The organism is Labedella populi, assembly GCF_004078655.1.
In the GTDB taxonomy this organism is placed as follows: domain Bacteria; phylum Actinomycetota; class Actinomycetes; order Actinomycetales; family Microbacteriaceae; genus Labedella; species Labedella populi.
On record NZ_RZNC01000001.1, the window covers coordinates 391,346 to 406,083 of the forward strand.

Annotated in this window: 17 protein-coding genes; 9 read left to right on the forward strand and 8 right to left on the reverse strand. The window is 69.1% G+C overall.

Translation table 11 applies throughout. From position 1 onward, the window contains the following. Window positions 1–10: 10 nt before the first annotated feature. The 3 genes from ELQ92_RS01955 to ELQ92_RS01965 form a co-directional block, all read right to left on the reverse strand. Window positions 11–745 carry a sensor histidine kinase gene (locus ELQ92_RS01955; protein ID WP_166426674.1) on the reverse strand — a complete coding sequence of 245 codons (735 nt, stop codon included), beginning with the start codon at window positions 743–745 and terminating at the stop codon, window positions 11–13. Next, window positions 655–1,044, reverse strand: a complete 390-nt coding sequence (locus ELQ92_RS01960) for a hypothetical protein (RefSeq protein ID WP_128497269.1) — start codon at window positions 1,042–1,044, stop codon at window positions 655–657. Before ELQ92_RS01960 ends, ELQ92_RS01955 begins: the two co-directional genes overlap by 91 nt. Window positions 1,045–1,223: 179 nt before the next feature. Then, the gene (locus ELQ92_RS01965; protein ID WP_166426675.1) at window positions 1,224–2,072 is read right to left on the reverse strand and encodes an amidohydrolase family protein; all 849 of its coding nucleotides are present in this window, start codon (window positions 2,070–2,072) and stop codon (window positions 1,224–1,226) included. Between the two features lie 145 nt (window positions 2,073–2,217). Between ELQ92_RS01965 and ELQ92_RS16180 the strand changes: the two genes are divergently transcribed. From ELQ92_RS16180 to ELQ92_RS01985, 5 genes are all read left to right on the forward strand, one after another. Further along, window positions 2,218–2,481 (forward strand): hypothetical protein, encoded by a 264-nt coding sequence (locus ELQ92_RS16180; RefSeq protein ID WP_166426676.1) that lies wholly within the window; start codon window positions 2,218–2,220, stop codon window positions 2,479–2,481. Window positions 2,482–2,575: 94 nt separating this feature from the next. After that, the gene (locus ELQ92_RS01970; protein ID WP_128497271.1) at window positions 2,576–3,526 is read left to right on the forward strand and encodes an aldo/keto reductase; all 951 of its coding nucleotides are present in this window, start codon (window positions 2,576–2,578) and stop codon (window positions 3,524–3,526) included. 149 nt (window positions 3,527–3,675) lie between these two features. Continuing rightward, complete coding sequence (locus ELQ92_RS01975) at window positions 3,676–5,472, forward strand: circularly permuted type 2 ATP-grasp protein (RefSeq protein WP_128497272.1); 1,797 nt, start codon at window positions 3,676–3,678, stop codon at window positions 5,470–5,472. After that, the gene (locus ELQ92_RS01980; RefSeq protein WP_128497273.1) at window positions 5,466–6,395 is read left to right on the forward strand and encodes an alpha-E domain-containing protein; all 930 of its coding nucleotides are present in this window, start codon (window positions 5,466–5,468) and stop codon (window positions 6,393–6,395) included. The genes ELQ92_RS01975 and ELQ92_RS01980 overlap by 7 nt, the downstream gene beginning before the upstream one ends. Further along, a complete protein-coding gene (locus ELQ92_RS01985) occupies window positions 6,392–7,237 on the forward strand; it encodes a transglutaminase family protein (RefSeq protein WP_128497274.1) in 846 nt (281 codons plus the stop codon). The genes ELQ92_RS01980 and ELQ92_RS01985 overlap by 4 nt, the downstream gene beginning before the upstream one ends. A gap of 58 nt (window positions 7,238–7,295) precedes the next feature. On the opposite strand, the gene ELQ92_RS01990 is transcribed toward ELQ92_RS01985, so the two are convergent. Further along, entirely contained in the window at window positions 7,296–7,691 is a 396-nt protein-coding gene (locus ELQ92_RS01990) for a winged helix-turn-helix transcriptional regulator (protein ID WP_424979540.1), read from the reverse strand. A gap of 112 nt (window positions 7,692–7,803) precedes the next feature. On the opposite strand from ELQ92_RS01990, the gene ELQ92_RS01995 reads away from it, so the two are divergent. Further along, window positions 7,804–8,679 carry an SDR family oxidoreductase gene (locus ELQ92_RS01995; RefSeq protein ID WP_128497276.1) on the forward strand — a complete coding sequence of 292 codons (876 nt, stop codon included), beginning with the start codon at window positions 7,804–7,806 and terminating at the stop codon, window positions 8,677–8,679. Between the two features lie 174 nt (window positions 8,680–8,853). Here the strand turns inward: ELQ92_RS01995 and ELQ92_RS02000 are convergent, their stop codons facing one another. Beyond that, a complete protein-coding gene (locus ELQ92_RS02000; protein WP_243694814.1) occupies window positions 8,854–9,639 on the reverse strand; it encodes a LuxR C-terminal-related transcriptional regulator in 786 nt (261 codons plus the stop codon). A gap of 98 nt (window positions 9,640–9,737) precedes the next feature. Here ELQ92_RS02000 and hxlB point away from each other — a divergent pair, with 98 nt between their 5' ends. Together hxlB and hxlA are read left to right on the forward strand one after the other, a co-directional pair. Continuing rightward, window positions 9,738–10,331: a 6-phospho-3-hexuloisomerase gene (gene hxlB / locus ELQ92_RS02005; protein WP_128497278.1), complete on the forward strand. Its 594-nt coding sequence runs from the start codon at window positions 9,738–9,740 to the stop codon at window positions 10,329–10,331. Between the two features lie 42 nt (window positions 10,332–10,373). Then, a complete protein-coding gene (gene hxlA, locus ELQ92_RS02010; protein ID WP_128497279.1) occupies window positions 10,374–11,000 on the forward strand; it encodes a 3-hexulose-6-phosphate synthase in 627 nt (208 codons plus the stop codon). A 137-nt stretch (window positions 11,001–11,137) separates the two neighbouring features. Here hxlA and ELQ92_RS02015 read toward each other — a convergent pair whose 3' ends face one another. After that, window positions 11,138–12,559, reverse strand: coding sequence for an MFS transporter (locus tag ELQ92_RS02015; protein WP_128497280.1), 1,422 nt, complete (start codon window positions 12,557–12,559; stop codon window positions 11,138–11,140). Next, a complete protein-coding gene (locus ELQ92_RS02020) occupies window positions 12,556–12,981 on the reverse strand; it encodes a MarR family winged helix-turn-helix transcriptional regulator (RefSeq protein ID WP_128497281.1) in 426 nt (141 codons plus the stop codon). Before ELQ92_RS02020 ends, ELQ92_RS02015 begins: the two co-directional genes overlap by 4 nt. A 148-nt stretch (window positions 12,982–13,129) precedes the next feature. On the opposite strand from ELQ92_RS02020, the gene ELQ92_RS02025 reads away from it, so the two are divergent. Beyond that, the gene (locus tag ELQ92_RS02025; protein WP_128497282.1) at window positions 13,130–13,972 is read left to right on the forward strand and encodes an alpha/beta hydrolase; all 843 of its coding nucleotides are present in this window, start codon (window positions 13,130–13,132) and stop codon (window positions 13,970–13,972) included. A 26-nt stretch (window positions 13,973–13,998) separates the two neighbouring features. Here the strand turns inward: ELQ92_RS02025 and ELQ92_RS02030 are convergent, their stop codons facing one another. Beyond that, entirely contained in the window at window positions 13,999–14,589 is a 591-nt protein-coding gene (locus ELQ92_RS02030) for a TetR/AcrR family transcriptional regulator (RefSeq protein WP_166426677.1), read from the reverse strand. Window positions 14,590–14,738: the final 149 nt, after the last annotated feature.

A 14,738-nucleotide genomic window follows, 5' to 3' on the forward strand; every position in this document is an offset into this window, starting at 1 on the left:
CCATGTACGACTAGCGCCCTCGGTGCCGAAGTGCCGCCCTCGTGGTGCATCCACTTTCCTTGGGCCCATAGATGACCGCGGATCCACAACAACGTGGTACTCGCGGTAGGGGACGGTCGACGGCGCCATCTCGGTGCCGAGGGCGCCGCGAATGAGTGGCGCCCTCGAGCGGGCGTGGTTCGTGCGGTAAAAGCGATCGAACATCTGTGCCTGTTTCTCCGCGTGTCAACGCGGCACCGCGGTCCTCGACCGTGATGGTGACGCCCTCGGGTCCGGTGCTCTGAGTGAGCGTGATCCGGGAGCCCTCGGGGCTGAACTTGATGGCGTTCTCGAGGAGTTCCGCGACGGTATGTCGCAGTCGCATCACATCCCCCTCGATCCGGACCGACTCCGCACCGTCGCGACGGACCTCGACCAGCTGGCGGCGGCGCTCGGCGGCCTCGGCGGTCAGCGCGATGGCATCGTCAACGATCGTGCGCGCATCGAGCGAGGCGACGTGCAACGGACGATCGGTGTCCGTGGCGACGAGGAGGTCCGCGATGCCGTAACGCAGGCCGGCGACGTTGCGGGAGATGACCTCGAGATAGCGGAGGCTGTCCGTGTCGGATGGATCGAGCGAGTCCTCGAGGAGTTCGAGGTAGCCGGTCACGCTCGTCAGCGGCGTCCGCAGCTCATGGGAGACCGTGCTGAGAAAATCCTCGCGGATCGCGACGGCCTGCGCGAGTTCCGTGATGTCGTACGCCACCACGACCGTGCCGAGGAGTGCACCGTCGGGCCGGTGCACTTGCCGCGTGTGACCAGGACGACGGTGCGACGGAAGCCGTAGGCGAGCCAGAGGATCGGGAAGGTCGCGAGCATGCCCACGGACGGCAGTACGGCGAGCAACTCCGCCCGGAGGAGCGCGAGGCCCACGATGTCGGCGACGGCGACGGCGACGGCGACGACGACACCGATGAACGCCGCGCCGAGGAGGAGCGGAAGCTGAGCTCGGACGAACACCCGCATGCGACCCCGCGGCGACGCCTCGGATTCGAGCAGCGGCATGGTCGTCCTTCCCGTGCACGGCCGACCGGGGAGGGCGCAGCCTTCAGCTGCGCTGTGACCGCCGAGCGCACGGAAGAGAGGGTTCGATGCGACGGTAACCAACTCCGGAGCCATTCCGGCGGAGGCGCCTTTTACTTGTCGCGGTTCCCGTCCATCCCGGAGTTCCGGGCCACGGTGTGTCAGCGGTCGAGCGAGTAGACACGGCTGGCTGTCTCGGAGAACAGGCCCGCCCGTTCGTCCGCCGAGAATGGCGCGGCCCACTCGAGGACGCCGTCGAGCCAGCGATCGTACGTCGTCTGGCCGCTTGATGCGGGCCAGTCGCTGCCGAAGAGGAGCCGGTCGGCGCCGAACACGTCGAGCACGGTGTCGAGGTACGGGCGCAGCGTCTCGAGGGACCAGGCCGGGGAGCCGGTCTGCGGAGGCAGCCCCGACACTTTGCATACGACGTTCGGGCGGCGGGCGAGTTCCGTGATCGCCTGTCGCCAGGTGTCCGCGGAGCCGCTCGCGATATCCGGTTTGCCCAGATGGTCGAGCACGATCGAGAGCGTCGGGATCGCGTCGGCGAGTGCGGTCACGTCGTCGAGCTGGTCCTCCGTGACGCACGCGTCGAACACGAGCGAGCGGGAGGAGAGCGCCCGGGCGCCCGCGCGGAAGACGTGCGATTCCGAGAAGCCGCGAGGCTCCGACTGCAGGAGCCGACGCACGCCCACGACGAGTGCGCGCTCGCCGAGGGCGTCGAGGTGCGCGGAGACCGCGTCGCCGTGCTCGAGCGGCGCGAACGCGACGATGCCGACGGTGGGGCCCTCCGCGGAGATCGTCGTCACCCAGTCGACTTCGGTGAGCGCCTGCTCCGGGCGGCAATCGGCCTGAACGAAGACGAAGCCGTCGATGTGTGCGGCGCCGCTGAGGCGTTCCGCAGCGAGCTCGGCGAAGCCCATGGGACGGTTGAGGGTCGGCACCTCCCGGAGCCAGTCGTAGCCGAGCCGGTCCGTGTCCCAGACGTGCAGGTGTGCGTCGATGATCCTCATACCCGGATGCCCCGTTCCGACCGCTCCGTCACGACCGATCGCCATGGTACCGGGACGGCGGACCACTCGACGACTGAGCGTAGAGCCCTCTGCTTCCCCAGGCTCACTCGCTACCATCGGAGGATCTGTCCCGGAGGAGGTTCCCATGCCGAACATCGATCCCGTCCGCGTCGCCGCTCTCGACGACGCCGTCGCCCGCTGGGCCAAGAACGGCTGGACGGTGTCCTCCGTGTCCGGAGCGACCGCCGTGCTGCAGCGGAAGAAGCGCATCGGCTGGTTCTGGAACCTCGTGCTCACCCTCCTCACGGGTGGCCTCTGGCTCATCGTCGTGATCATCCGCGTCGTGAATCGCAAGATCGAGACGATCGTCCTCACGGTCGACGAATACGCGCGCGTACACACGTCCTGACCGTTCCGCCGCGTGCCCGTGGGACGACACGCGGCGGAAACGCGCGGGCACAGGGTCGGAATAGCGGGCGTCGGAGCCTACGTTGGAAGGCATCATGACGACTCCTGACACGCACCTCGTACCCATCGGCCGCTCCGACCTGCAGGTCTTCCCGCTTGCCCTCGGCGGCAACGTCTTCGGCTGGACCGCCGATCGCGACGCCTCGTTCGCGATCCTCGACGCCTTCACGGACGGTGGCGGCGACCTCGTCGACACGGCCGACGGATACTCGCACTGGGTTCCGGGTCACACGGGCGGCGAGTCCGAGAGCGTCATCGGAGAGTGGATCGCGCGCACGCGCCGTCGCGACGACCTCGTCATCGCGACGAAGGTCAGCACTCATCCGCAGTTCTCGGGTCTCGCGCCGGAGAACATCCGTGCCGCCGCGGACGCCTCGCTCGCGCGGCTCGGTACCGATGTGATCGACGTCTACTACGCGCACTTCGACGACGAGAGCGTCCCCCTCGAGGACACCGTCGCGGCGTTCTCCGGCCTCGTCGATGCCGGCAAGATCCGCGCGATCGCGGTGTCCAACTACTCCGCCGAGCGCATCGACGAGTGGATGGCTGTCACGGAGGCGAACGGATTCCACGCTCCCGTCGCCCTGCAGCCGCACTACAACCTCGTCGAGCGCGACTTCGAGGGTGCGCTCCGTGAGCGGGCCGAACGCTACGAGTTGGGCGTCTTCCCCTACTTCGGCCTCGCCAAGGGCTTCCTCACGGGGAAGTACCGCGGGGGAGCGTCGGTCGACAGCCCGCGCGCCGGCGGGGCGGCCGAGTACCTGAATGCGCGAGGCGATGCCGTGATCGAGGCCCTCGACGCCGTCGCGGCCGCGCACGAGGTGAGCCTCGCGACGATCGCGCTCGCGTGGCTCCGCCTGCAGCCGACGGTCGTCGCGCCCATCGCGAGCGTGAGCCGGCTCGAGCAGTTGCCCGACCTCCTCGCCTCGGCGACGGTCGCGCTCACTCCGGAGGAGCTCGCGGCCCTGTCCGCCGCCTCCGCCTGAACCTCCTCCCTCCCCTCACCCCCCTGAACACTTCCTTTGTGCATGATTTTTTGAGCACAGAGGAAGTGTTCAGGGGGGGGGTGAGAGGGGGGGCGAGAGGGTGCGGGGACGAAACATGGGCGCAACACGGGCCGCTGTAGGCTCGGCCCATGGGAGACCTCTTCGACGGGTACGGCGCGACTCTGGCTCCGCGGAAGACCGTCTCGGGGGTACCGCCGTGGGACGAGATGTTCGAGCTTGCGGATTCTCCCGCCGGTGCCGCCGAGGCCCGCCCCGGCTACCGCGATATCTACAACTCGCTCGCCGCCATGACGCAGGAGGAGCTCCGCGGGCGCACCGAAGCGCTCGCGAGTTCGTACCTCGCTCAGGGCGTCACGTTCGACTTCGCCGGTGAGGAACGCCCCTTTCCGCTCGATGCCGTGCCCCGTGTGATCGAGCAAGGGGAGTGGGCGGGTGTCGAGGCGGGCATCAAACAGCGCGTCCGGGCGCTCGAAGCGTTCCTCTCCGACGTCTACGGCCGCCAGAACGCCGTCCGGGACGGCATCATCCCGGCGAGCCTCATTTCGTCCTCACAGCACTTCCACCGCCAGGCCGCCGGGATCACGAGCGCGAACGGCGTCCGGATCCACGTCTCCGGCATCGACCTCATCCGCGACGAGCACGGAGAACTGCGGGTCCTCGAGGACAACGTGCGCGTGCCGAGCGGCGTCAGCTACGTCATCTCCAACCGCCGCGTCATGGCCCAGACACTCCCCGAGCTCTTCGTCTCGATGAAGGTCCGCCCTGTCGGCGACTACCCGAACAAGCTGCTGCAGGCACTCCGTGCGAGCGCGCCCAACGGCGTCGAGGATCCGAACGTCGTCGTCCTCACCCCCGGCGTCTACAACTCCGCCTACTTCGAGCACACTCTGCTCGCCCGGCTCATGGGCGTCGAGCTCGTCGAGGGCCGTGACCTCTTCTGCGCGAGCGGAAAGGTCTTCATGCGCACGACGAGCGGTCCACAGCGCGTCGACGTGATCTACCGCCGGGTCGACGACGAGTTCCTCGACCCCCTGCAGTTCCGGGCCGACTCGATGCTCGGGTCTCCCGGCCTCATGCTCGCGGCGCGGCTCGGCAACGTGACGATCGCGAACGCCGTCGGCAACGGCGTCGCGGACGACAAGCTCGTCTACACGTACGTGCCGGACCTGGTCCGCTACTACCTCGGCGAGGAGCCTCTGCTCAAGAACGTCGACACCTGGCGGCTCGAGGACCCTGGTGCGCTCGAGGAGGTCCTCGACCGGCTCGACGAGCTCGTCGTGAAGCCCGTCGACGGCTCCGGAGGGAAGGGGCTCGTCGTCGGCCCCGACGCCTCCCGGAAGGAGCTGGACGATCTCCGGGACCGCTTGCGCGCCGATCCCCGCGGCTGGATCGCGCAGCCCGTCGTGATGCTCTCGACGATCCCGACCCTCGTCGAGGACGGAATGCGGCCCCGCCACGCTGACCTCCGCCCCTTCGCCGTCAACGACGGCGAGGACATCTGGGTGCTCCCCGGCGGACTGACCCGCGTGGCGCTTCCCGAGGGCCAGCTCGTCGTCAACTCGAGTCAGGGCGGCGGATCGAAGGACACGTGGATCGTCGGCGCCGCCGAACAGCGCGGCGACCCGGAGGACTCCCCGCACGACATCCAGGGCCTCGTCGCCGACCAGGCCACGGTCACGCAGGCGATCCCCATCATCTACGCCGACCAGCCGGAGCCCGCGCACTCGCCCTACGACCGGCCCGCACGCTCCGACCAGTCGGAACAGCAGCAGCAGAGCACCACGGGCGACGGCGTCCAGCAGCACTCGCCGTACGACGGACCGAGCGCGAGCCAGTCGGAACAGCAGCAGCAGTCGCGATCGGAATCCGAGGTGATCCCGACGGACATGATCGCCCCGATCGGGAAGCGGAGTGGCGCATGCTGAGCCGGATCGCCGAGAGCCTCTTCTGGATCGGCCGCTACATCGAACGCAGTGACGGCACGGCGCGGATCCTCGACGTGCACCTGCAGCTCCTCCTCGAGGACCCCTGGATCGACGAGAACTCCGCGTGCCACTCGCTGCTCAGTGTGATGGGCAGCGACCACGACGCGGACGTGCCGCTCACCCGGGAGGACGTGCTTCGTCGGCTCGCCGTCGACCGCACGCATCCGTCGTCGATCGCCTACTCGATCACCGCCGCGCGCGAGAACGCGCGGCGGGCCCGTGAGATCGTGTCGAGCGAGCTGTGGGAGTGCCTCAACACCACGCGCACGAGGATGCCGCGGCGCGTGGATCCCGATCAGGTGCATTCGTTCTTCCGCTGGGTGCGGGAGCGATCGGCGCTCGCCGTGGGCATCGTGGACTCGGCGACGAGCCGTGACGACGCGTGGCGGTTCTTCACTCTCGGGCGAAGCGTCGAGCGCGCCGACATGACTGCGCGGCTGCTCGCGACGCGCTCGCTCACGGAGGCGTCGGGGCCGTCGTGGACCACGATCCTGCGTTCGTGCGGCGCGTACGAGGCATACCTGCGCACGTATCGAGGGGTGCCGAGCGCGCGGAACGCCGCCGAGTTCCTCCTGCTCGATCGGCTCTTCCCCCGCTCGATCATCTTCTCGATCGTGCAGGCGCTCGAGTGCGTGGGGGACCTCGAGCCGCGTTCCGACCGTGTCGGGGTCTCCGGGCAGTCACAGCGACTACTGGGTCAGATCCGCAGCGAGCTCGAGTACACGCCCATCACGCAGATCCTCGAGGACCTGCCGGGGTACATGGACAACGTGCAGCGTGCGACGCTCGAGACGTCGGAGGCCGTGCGGCAGCGCTTCTTCCCGACGCAAGCGGAGCCGAGCTGGATCGGGGAGAACGCATGAAACGGTTGCGGATCGTGCACCGCACGGGCTTCACGTACGAGGGTCACGTGCAGACGTCGTACAACGAGGCGCGCATGCTGCCGTCGACGACCGACGGCCAGTTCGTCCTCGAGGCCGGGATCGAGATCTCACCCGGTGCGAGCCAGAACATGTACACGGACTACTTCGGAACGAAGGTGACCGCGTTCGAGGTGCTCTCGAAGCACACCGAGCTCTCGTTGACGGCGAGCAGTCTCGTCGAGGTGCGGCCGCGGCCGCACCATGACAGCGCGATCACGTGGGAGCAGCTCGATCAGCTCGTGCGGCGCAGTGTCGAGACGGTCGAGCAGAGCGAACAGACGCGCCGCACGCGACCGCCCGAGGATCTCGCCGAGCTCGCGCGCGAGGTCCGGTTGCGGCACGAGACGCCGTACGGCGCAGCCCTCGAGATCGCCGAGACGATCGGTCGCGAGGTCGAGTACGTGCAGGGCGTGACGGGTGTTCAGACGACCGCGGCCGACGCGTGGGAGAAGAAGCACGGTGTCTGCCAGGACATCACACACATCACCCTCGGGGCGCTGCGGTCCGTCGGGATCCCAGCCCGGTACGTGTCCGGTTACCTGCACCCGCGTCCGGATGCGCCGATCGGGGAGACGGTGACGGGAGAGTCCCACGCGTGGGTCGAGTGGTTCTCCGGCACCTGGCATGGCTACGACCCGACGAATCTCATCGAGATCGGCGACCGGCATGTCCTCGTCGGTCGGGGCCGCGACTACCAGGACGTCGCCCCGCTCCGCGGCGTCTACGCCGGCCCGTTCCGGTCGTCGCTCTTCGTCCGCGTGGAAATCACCCGCGAGTCCTGACCCCTCTCCCCCCTGAAAACTTCCTATGTACGTGAAAATTCGAGCACATAGGAAGTTTTCAGGGGGTGGAGAGGATGCGTGAGGTGTTGCCCGCGATCCACGAGACGAGCGGGAGGAGCTGTGCGGCGAGCTCCTGGCCGAGCGGCGTGAGGCTGTAGTCGACGCGCGGCGGGATGGTCGGCTGCGCTTCGCGGAGGACGAAGCCGTCGGTCTCGAGCAGTCTGAGCGTTTGCGCGAGCATCTTCTCGCTGATGCCCTCGACACCTCTCCGGAGTTCGCCCCAGCGCAGCGACCGTTCCGCGAGCGCCACGATCACGAGCACGCCCCACTTGCTCGTGACGTGATCGAGCACGATGCGCGTCGGACACGCGGCAGGGAAGACGCCGTCGGTCGTGCCCGGCCCCGAGAGCAATGATTCGAGAGTCGCCGGTTCGGCGAGGGCCTGCGAATTCACGAGACTTTCCATAAGGTGGGTAGCTTACCGGAAAGTGGGTACTGTCCGGCGGGAAGCAAAACACACGGTGCTGCGCTTGCCCTGGAGAACACACCCAAATGGAAGGACCCCCATGACCATCGCCGCCACCCCCATCGTCGTCACTGGCACCACCGGACACCTCGGCCGACTCGTCGTCGACTCCCTGCTCGCCCGCGGCGTCGTCGCCGCGGACATCGTCGCCATCGGGCGGAGCGCCGAGAAGCTCGCCGACGTCGCGTCGACCGGTGTGCGCACCGCGATCGCCGACTACTCCGACCGCGCATCGCTCGACGTGGCGTTCGCGGGAGCAGGCAGCCTCGTGCTGGTCTCGGGCAGCGAGGTCGGCCAGCGTGTCCAGCAGCACTCCAACGCGATCGACGCGGCGGTCGACGCCGGCATCTCGCGCGTCGTCTACACGAGCGCGCCCCACGCGACCACCTCTGCCCTCGTCCTCGCGCCCGAGCACAAGGCGACGGAGGAGTACCTGGCGTCGACCGGCGTCGCGAGCACCGTGCTCCGCAACAACTGGTACTCCGAGAACTACGCCACCGACGTCGAGCGCTCGGGCGAGTCCGGTGTCCTCCTGTCGAGCACGGGGGATGGCCGGGTAGCGAGCGCGTCGCGCGCCGACTACGCCGACGCCGTCGCGGCGGTCCTCACGACCGACGGCCACGAGGGCGCCGTCTACGAACTCTCGGGCGACATCGCATGGAGCTACGACGAGCTCGCCGCGGCGATCGCCGAGATCAGCGGCACGCCCGTCGAGTGGAAGAACGTGAGCGCCGAGGAGCACGTCGCGATCCTTATCGGCGCGGGCCTCGACGAGGGAACGGCTGGATTCGTCGTCGCTCTCGACGGCAACATCCGCGACGGACTCCTCGCTGAGACGAGCGGCGACCTCGCCCGCCTCATCGGCCGCCCGACGACGCCCCTCATCGACGGTCTGCGCGCCGCGACCTCGAACTGAGGACCGTGCGCTCGGCGGGTGCGCCGAGTGATCACCTTCGACGCCCGCCCCGTGAGTGACCGCGGGGTGGGCATCGTGGATGCCGGCGCCGCTCGCTCGCGCCCGTGACCTCCCTGTCCGAGTGGTGATCGCGCGTGACGAGTGAGGTCACCCGACGCGCGGCCGCCCGATCGGTCAGTGGGTCGCGAGGGCCACGAGCTCCGAGCGCGAGGCGGCGCCGGCCTTCCGCAGCAGGTTCGACACGTGGAATTTCACCGTGTTCTCGCTGATCGCGAGCTCCCCCGCGATGGCGCGATTGCGGGCGCCCGACGCGACGAGGCGGAGCACCTCGCGCTCGCGCGCGCTCAGCGCGACGCTGTCGAGCGACTCGGGCAACGCCGGGGGATCGAGCGGAAGCCGGATCGCGAGATCCGAGCCCCATCCCGGGGTCGACGAGACGCCGAGCTCACCGCCGAGTGCCGCGACCCGCTCGGCGATCGGTCGCAGCGAGTCATCGTGGGCGGTCAGTTCGCCGCGGCCGTCGTCCCGGATGTCGATGAGCAGATTCAGGCCGTCGCAATCCCACTGGATGCGGACGCGGTTCGTCTCGCCGTGATCGACGAAGGCCAGTACGGCGCTCCGGACGATCGCGCGCGCGGCGTGGGCGACCTCACCGGGGAGGGCTCGGCCCGTCGCGGGCGGCTCGACGAACTGGACGTCGAGGTCGCCGTGGCGGACGAGGGGCCTGAGGTCGTTCCGGAGCCGTGCGAAGGCGCCGACGACGGGCTCGACGAGGCTGTCGCGGAACTCGTCGCTCGCCGTGCGGAGATCCACGAGCGCTCCGGCCGCGAGGTCCGTCGCCATCGTCCGCGCGGCACGGTCGTCGAGGCGGCGCGAGCGGAGCACCGCGAGGATCGACTCGAGCGTCACCGCGTGACGGTCGGCCTGGTCGGCGGCGAGTTGGTGCGGGTCGGCGGTCATGGCCCGACTATACGCTCCGCCCATCCCATTCTTTCGGGTAGGCTGACCCGTTCCAACGGGGGAGCGTCCGGCCCCGATGCGCGTCCCAGGATGGAGAGATGACTTCCCCCGAGATCTCCGTGGCGGACTCCCTTGTCCTGATACGGGGCGAGCTCGACGCCCTCGCCGACCGCGTGCTCGCCGAGTCGGGTGCCGGTGCCGCCCCGAACCCCCTCGAGGCGGTCACCGACCTCGTCGCGTCCGCCGATCGGGTGTTCGTGGTGGGCGCCGGCCGTTCCGGTCTCGCCCTGCGGATGACGGCGATGCGCCTCATGCACCTGGGGCTCGACGTCCACGTCGTGGGGGAGGTCACGACGCCGGCCATCGCCGCGGGCGACGTACTCCTCACAGCGAGCGGGTCCGGTACGACGGACGCCATCGTGCGCGCGGCAGAGACAGCGGCCGACGCCGGAGCGCGGATCGCGGTGATCACGACGGCCGCCGCCTCGCCACTCGCATCGCTCGCGACCGCTGTCGTCGTCGTTCCGGCCGCCGAGAAGCGCGATCGATCGGGCGCCGCGTCGGCGCAGTACGCCGGCAGCCTGTTCGAGCAGATCATCGTGCTGCTCGGCGACGCCCTCTTCCACACCCTCTGGACGCGCTCGGGCGTGAGCGCCGACGAGCTCTGGCCCCGTCACGCCAACCTCGAGTGACGCCGACCTCTTCTCTCCCCCCACTACACGGATAGGAACATCATGAAACTGCAGTTCGCCATGGACACCCTCACGACCGAAGCCGCCCTCGAGCTCGCCGCCGCCGCGGCGCCGCACGTCGACATCCTCGAGCTCGGCACCCCGCTCATCAAGAGCGCCGGACTCTCCGCCGTGACAGCGATCAAGGAAGCGCACCCCGACAAGATCGTCTTCGCCGACCTCAAGACGATGGACGCGGGCGAGCTCGAGGCCGACATGACCTTCGCCGCAGGCGCCGACCTCGTGACCGTGCTCGGTTCCGCGGGCGACAGCACGATCGCCGGAGCGGTCACGGCCGCCAAAAAGCACGGCAAGGGCGTCGTCGTCGACCTCATCGGGGTCGCCGACAAGCCGAAGCGCGCCAAGGAGGTCGTCGCCCTCGGTGCCGAGTTCGTCGAGATGCACGCGGGCCTCGACGAGCAGGCCGAGGAGGGCTTCACGTTCTCCACCCTGCTGCGCGACGGCGAGGCGTCCGGCGTGCCGTTCTCGGTCGCCGGCGGTATCAACGCGTCGACGATCGCGTCCGTCCAGCAGTCCGGCGCTCAGGTCGCCGTCGCCGGCGGAGCCATCTACGGCGCGGACGACGTGGGAGCCGCCGCTGCGGAGCTCCGCGCCGCGATCACCGACTGATCGGCTGACCGGCCCCGCCGTCAGCCCATCGAGCGCTGCAGTTCGAGCCGAGCGCGACAGAATCATCTGTTGCGCGCGGCTCGAGGTGTAGCGCTCGCCGCGTTGCGGGGGTGGCCGGGGCGGCGGGCTGTCCGGTGTCAGCGGCGGGCGCGGTGCTGCTTGGGAATCGAACCCGTCGGCGTGCGCTTCGAGCCGACGTTGTGGCGCGTGTTCGTTCCGGGCAGCGGGATCGTGATGGGGGACGTGAGCGCCACTTGCTCGGAGAAGTCCTCGGGTACGACGCTCGTCGGCCGAGCGCGCTGCTTGCCGGTGTACTCGACGGCCACACCGAGTCGCGCGTCGCGGGAGCGGCGAACCCGCAGATCCTTCGCGATCACGAGCCACGTGAACGCGATCACCGCGGCGACAAGGCCCGCGACGCCGCCCACGATGAGCGCCCAGCGGGGCCCGAACGCGTTCGCGACGGCTCCGACGATGGGGGCACCGATGGGCGTCCCACCCATGAGGATCGCCATGTACAGCGCCATGACGCGGCCGCGCACGGCGGGTTCCGTCGTCGTCTGCACGTAGCCGTTCGCCGTCGTCAGCATCGTGACGGTCGCGAAGCCGATGAGGATGAGCGAGACGCCGAACGTCCAGAACGTGGGCATGAGCGACGACGTGATCGCCGCGAGACCGAAGCCCGCCGAGGCGAGGATGACGACGCGCAAGCGCGCGCGCTCTCGCCGGGCCGCGAGCAGCGCTCCCGTGAGTGACCCGATCGCGAGGATCGACGACAGGAGGCCGTACTCGCCGGCTCCGCGGCCGAACTCCACGGCCATCGTCGACGCGAAGATCGGGAAGTTCATGCCGAACGCGCCGATGAGGAAGACGACAGCGAAGACCACGAGGAGATCCGGGCGGCCGCGCACGTAGCGGAAGCCCTCCGCGAGCTGCCCCTTGGAGCGGGTGGCGCGCGGTCGCGGGCGCAACTCCGACGTGCGGATGTTCACGAGCGCGATGATCATCGCCACGAACGTCACGGCATTGAGCACGAACACCCAGCCCGCTCCGATCAGGACGATGAGGAGACCGGACACCGCCGGCCCGATCATGCGCGCGGCGTTGAACGACGCGGCGTTGAGGGCGACGGCGTTCGACATGTTGTGCTCATCGACGAGGTCCGAGACGAAGGTCTGCCGGGCGGGCCCATCGACCGCGTTCACGAGACCGAGGGCGAGCGCGAAGAGGTAGAGGTGCCAGAGCTCGGCGTGACCGAGGATGAGCAGGAGGCCGAGGCCGAGGCCCAGCAGCAGCAGGAGCGACTGCGTGACCATGATGATCTTGCGGCGGTCGAAGCGGTCGGCGATGAGTCCGGTGATCGGCACGAGAAGCAGCTGCGGACCGAACTGCAGCGCCATCGTGGTGCCGACGGCTACCGCGTCGTTGTCGGTCAGGTCGGTGAGGACGACCCAGTTCTGCGTGGTCGCCTGCATCCAGCTGCCGATGTTCGACACGAGCGCGCCGATGAACCACAACCGGTAGTTGCGGACGGAGAGCGAGCGGAACATGGCGCTCATCGTTCCGCCATCCTCTGCATGATGGCGGCGGCATCAGCGATGGTCGCGCGGTCTTCGGGGCTGAGCGCCTTGAGGGCGTGCGTCAGCCAGGCGTCGCGTTTCTTGACGGTGGCTTTCACGGTGTCCGTTCCGCTCGGGGTGAGCGTGATGGTGACGCGTCGCTTGTCCTCGCTGTCGGTCACCCGCGTGAGGTATCCGAGTTCTTCGAGGAAACCGACGGTGCGGTTCATGGAGGGGGCGGAGACGCGTTCGCGTTCCGCGAGGGAGCTGAGGGTGTGCGGGCCGTGCGTGAACAGGGCGGCGAGGACCGAGAACTGGCCGTCGCTGAGATCGTCGTCGGACTTCTCCGCGCGCAGTCGGCGAGCCAACCGGAACGTGCCCATTCGCAGATCCGAACTCTGTTCGGCGATGGTGCGAGGCATATTACTTAGCGTAACTCATTACCCTCGCTAACTATTCCCGCCTCCCCCCCCCTCTCTCCCCCCTGAACACTTCCTCTGTGCGCGAATTTTCAAGCACAAAGGAAGTGTTCAGGGGGGAGAGAGGGAGCGGCGTAGGTAGGGTGTGGGGGTGAGTGAGGCCCCCGAGACGCGGACCCTCGTCGACGCCGACGGGGTCACCATCTGGTACTACGTGTGGGCGGCGGAGGATCCGCGCGGCATCGTGCACATCGCGCACGGAGCGGGTGAGCACGCCGGGCGGTACGCGGCGCTCGCCGCCGATCTGAATGGCGCCGGCTTCGCCGTGATAGCGGACGACCACCGCGGGCACGGCGCGACGGGGGAGAATCACCTCGGCCTCGGTCGCCTCGGCGACGGGACGACGCGCGGGGCCATCCGGTCCGTGCTCCACGTCGGTCAGGCCATCGCCGACGCGTACCCCGGCGTGCCGATCGTGCTCCTCGGCCACAGCTGGGGCTCACTCATGGCGCAGAGGATCGTGACGCGCGAGCATCCCTACTCGGCGCTCGTCCTGTCCGGGACCTCGCTCGCCGTGCCCGGCGTCATCAACGCCGGCGACCTCAACAAGCGGTGGCGGACGCCGGGAAGCACAGGACTCGAGTGGTTGTCGCGGGACCCGACCGTCGGGGCGGCGTTCGCCAAGGACCCGCGAGCGTTCGACATCGCGCAGCAGCCCGTGTGGACGGCGATCCAGGCGTTCGCGTTCCTCGGGCGGCCGCCGCGGCGGATGCCGCGTGATCTACCCGTCCTGATCCAGGGGGGCTCGGACGATCCTCTCGGCGGAACGCGCGGGATGCGGCTGCTGCGTGACGCGTACGTGAAGCGGTCGAGGCTCTCGGACGTGACGCTCCAGGTCTACGAGGGCGCACGGCACGAGATCTACAAGGAGACGAACCGCGACGAGATCGTCGCTGACCTCATCGCCTGGCTCGACGCCCGCGTCCCGCGCTGAGGCGGGTCGGTGGGCGACGGGCGCGGTCAGGCGCGGATGCGGTCGAGGAACGCGTCGACGAGGGAGCGCTGCACGTCGGGCGTCATCTCCGTGGGGTACAGCACCGCCTGCACGGAGATTCCGTCGATGAGGACGAGGAGTTCGTTCACGGTGAGCGTGATGTCGAGGTCGGCCCGGAGCGCCCCGGCGTCGCGAGCCGCGGTGAGGCCGTCGGTCCACCAGCCCCGCGCGACGACCATCGAGTCCGCCCGCACCTCGGCGAGCGCGGGGTTCGTGATCGCGCGACCCATGTAGCTGAGGTCGATGAGGGCCTCTGTGCGCTTCTCGTCGTCGAGCGGCATCGCCTCGTGCAGCATCTCGCTCAGCAGTTCGAAGGTGTCGAGTCCCGCCGCCCGCTCCGCGACGCGGTCGTAGACGCGCTGATAGGCGAGCTTGTGCGCCTGGATGAGCACGTCGTCCTTGTTCGCGAAGTAGTGGGCGAGCGCCCCGTTCGAGACGCCGGCGGCCTTCGCGATCTCGCGCACGGTCGCCGCCTCGAGGCCCTGCTGGCTGATGACCCGCCACGTCGCTTCGAGCACCGTCGCCCGGCGCTCGTCATGGTCCACGATCTTCGGCATGTCGTGCGCCTCCCTCCTGCGCGAGCGTTCGGCGCGACTCCATCGTCGCAAGTGTTTTCGGACGCTTGCCCTATTTAACCTACCCGTAACGGGATCGAAATCTATTTCGGACGGCTGTACCAAAAACTGGATGCACCGGGCGCCCGCGG

Bases quoted from the DNA above. Each gene is read 5' to 3' on its own strand.
- ELQ92_RS01960 (WP_128497269.1), bottom strand. From the start codon at position 1,044: ATGCCGCTGCTCGAATCCGAGGCGTCGCCGCGGGGTCGCATGCGGGTG.
- ELQ92_RS01965 (WP_166426675.1), bottom strand. From the start codon at position 2,072: ATGAGGATCATCGACGCACACCTGCACGTCTGGGACACGGACCGGCTC.
- ELQ92_RS16180 (WP_166426676.1), top strand. From the start codon at position 2,218: ATGCCGAACATCGATCCCGTCCGCGTCGCCGCTCTCGACGACGCCGTC.
- ELQ92_RS01970 (WP_128497271.1), top strand. From the start codon at position 2,576: ATGACGACTCCTGACACGCACCTCGTACCCATCGGCCGCTCCGACCTG.
- ELQ92_RS01975 (WP_128497272.1), top strand. From the start codon at position 3,676: ATGGGAGACCTCTTCGACGGGTACGGCGCGACTCTGGCTCCGCGGAAG.
- ELQ92_RS01980 (WP_128497273.1), top strand. From the start codon at position 5,466: ATGCTGAGCCGGATCGCCGAGAGCCTCTTCTGGATCGGCCGCTACATC.
- ELQ92_RS01985 (WP_128497274.1), top strand. From the start codon at position 6,392: ATGAAACGGTTGCGGATCGTGCACCGCACGGGCTTCACGTACGAGGGT.
- ELQ92_RS01995 (WP_128497276.1), top strand. From the start codon at position 7,804: ATGACCATCGCCGCCACCCCCATCGTCGTCACTGGCACCACCGGACAC.
- ELQ92_RS02000 (WP_243694814.1), bottom strand. From the start codon at position 9,639: ATGACCGCCGACCCGCACCAACTCGCCGCCGACCAGGCCGACCGTCAC.
- hxlB (WP_128497278.1), top strand. From the start codon at position 9,738: ATGACTTCCCCCGAGATCTCCGTGGCGGACTCCCTTGTCCTGATACGG.
- hxlA (WP_128497279.1), top strand. From the start codon at position 10,374: ATGAAACTGCAGTTCGCCATGGACACCCTCACGACCGAAGCCGCCCTC.
- ELQ92_RS02015 (WP_128497280.1), bottom strand. From the start codon at position 12,559: ATGAGCGCCATGTTCCGCTCGCTCTCCGTCCGCAACTACCGGTTGTGG.
- ELQ92_RS02020 (WP_128497281.1), bottom strand. From the start codon at position 12,981: ATGCCTCGCACCATCGCCGAACAGAGTTCGGATCTGCGAATGGGCACG.
- ELQ92_RS02030 (WP_166426677.1), bottom strand. From the start codon at position 14,589: ATGCCGAAGATCGTGGACCATGACGAGCGCCGGGCGACGGTGCTCGAA.